1 protein-coding gene is annotated in these 2384 nt (G+C 75.2%); it reads right to left on the reverse strand.

Going from position 1 to position 2384, the window contains the following annotated elements:
* Positions 1-2384 (reverse strand): type I polyketide synthase (locus ABZW14_RS34195; RefSeq protein WP_355355384.1); only part of this gene is annotated, 2384 nt, incomplete at both ends.

The following is a 2384-nucleotide window of genomic DNA, read 5'->3' on the forward strand; positions in this document are numbered from 1 at the left end:
ACCCACGCCCTCCGACCAGCCGGTCCCGTCCGCCGACGCCGCGAACGACTTGCACCGCCCGTCGACGGCGAGCCCCCGCTGACGGGAGAACTCGACGAACGTGCCCGGCGTGGCCATCACCGTCACGCCGCCGGCCAGGGCGAGATCACACTCCCCCGACCGCAGCGCCTGCGCGGCCAGGTGCAACGCCACCAGGCTGGAGGAACACGCGGTGTCCACGGTGACCGCCGGGCCTTCAAGACCGAAGGTATACGCCACTCGACCGGACAGCACGCTGCCCGAGGTGCCCGTGCCGACGTAGCCGTCGACCTCGGACGGCGTCTCCATCAGCCTCGTCGCGTAGTCGTGGTACATGACACCGGCGAACACGCCGGTGCGGGAGCCGCGCAGCCGCGCCGGGTCCAGGCCGGCCGACTCGAACGTCTCCCACGACGTCTCCAGCAGCAACCGCTGCTGCGGATCCATGGCCAGAGCCTCACGCGGACCGATCCCGAAGAAACCCGGATCGAACTCCGCAGCCCCGTACAGGAACCCGCCGTGCCGGGTGTACGACGTCCCACTACGGTCCGGGTCGGGGTCGAAGAGACCGTCGAGGTCCCAGCCCCGGTCGGCCGGGAACTCCGAGATCCCGTCCCCACCCGCGGCCAGCAGCTCCCACAACTGCTCCGGGCTCTCCACCCCGCCCGGGTACCGGCACGCCATGCCCACGATCGCGATCGGCTCGTCCACCCCGGTGCTCGCCACCGCTCCGGCGCGGCCCGCGACCTCGCCGGTCAACTGCTCGTGCACGTGCGCCGCCAGCGCGGCCGGGGTCGGGTAGTCGAACACCAGCGTCGACGCCAGCCGCAGCCCGGTGGCCGCGTTCACCCGGTTGCGCAGGTCCACGGCGGTCAGCGAGTCGAAGCCGAGTTCCCGGAACGCCCGGTCCACCGGCACCGCCTCCGCGCCACCGTGCCCCAGCACCTGCGCCACCAGACCCCGGACCAGCAGCGTGACCTGCGCCCGGCCCTCGTCGTCGGTGAGCCCGGCGAGTCGGCCGGCCCAGCGGCCGGCGCCGGCCTGCCGGCGGGTGGCGGTGGCGCCGACGAGCGTGGCCAGCATCGGCGGCACCGTCGCGCCGGCGGCCGCCGCGCGCAGTGCGGGCAGGTCGATCATCGTGGGCACCAGGGCCGGCCGGTCCGCGGCCAGGGCGGCGTCGAAGAGCTCCAGCCCGACCTCGACGCTCATGGGCGTCAGACCGGCTCGCGCCGACCGGGCCCGGTCGGTGTCGGACAGCGACGCGGCCATGCCGGCCGTGTCCCACATCCCCCACGCCAGGCTGACCGCCGGCAGGCCGGCCTGCCGGCGGTGCGCCGCGAGGGCGTCCAGGAATCGGTTGCCCGCGGCGTAGGCGGCCTGGCCCGGGGATCCGAGGACGCCCGCCACCGACGAGAACAGCACGAACAGGTCCAGACCCAGTCCGGCCGTCGCCTCGTGCAGCCACCAGCCCGCCGACACCTTCGGCGCCAGCACACCGGCCAGCCGTTCCGGGCTGATCGCCGACACCACGCCGTCGTCCAGCACACCGGCGGTGTGCACCACGCCCGCCAGCCGGCCCGCCGAGGTCACCTCGGCCACCAGTTCGGCCACCTGCTCCCGGTCCGTGACGTCGCATGCGACCACCCGCGCCGACGCGCCCAGGCCGGTCAGCCGTTCGACCAGCGCGTCCGCGCCCGGGGCGGCCGGCCCCTGGCGGGACACCAGCAGCAGTGACCGCACCCCGTGCGCGGTGACCAGATGCTGCGCCACCAGCGCACCCAACGAGCCCGTCCCACCCGTGACCAGCACCGTGCCGTCGCCCAGGGCCGGCCCGTCCCCCACCGGGGGAACCGCGGCACGCACCAGACGCGGGGTCAGCACCTCCTCGCCGCGCAACGCCACCTGCCCACCCGTGGCGGACAGGTTCTCCGCGACGCCGGCCAGCACCCCGAGGACATCCCCATCCGGATCCCGGTCGAGGTCGACCAGCACGATCCGCTCCGGATGCTCCGACTGCGCCGACCGGAGCAGACCCCAGACAGCCGCGCCCGCAAGGTCGGTGACCGAATCATCCTCCGCGGCCGCCACCGCACCGCGTGTCAGCACCACGAGCCGCGAATTCGCCAGGGCGTCCGCGGCCAGCCACGCCTGCACCACCCCGAGCACACCCGAGGCGGTCGCCCGGACCGCCCCCGGCACATCCGGGCCCGGCGCCGCAGCCGTCGACAGGTCCGTGCCAGGCAGCGCCTGTCCATCCACGCCGGGCAGCGCCGCCACCGGGAGGACGAGCACACGCGGGGCGTCCGCTCCCGCCTCGACCGCGGCGAGCACCGCCGGCACGTCCGGATACCCCGGCAGCTCGGCCG

The organism is Micromonospora sp. NPDC004551 (assembly GCF_040609975.1).
Classification (GTDB): domain Bacteria; phylum Actinomycetota; class Actinomycetes; order Mycobacteriales; family Micromonosporaceae; genus Micromonospora.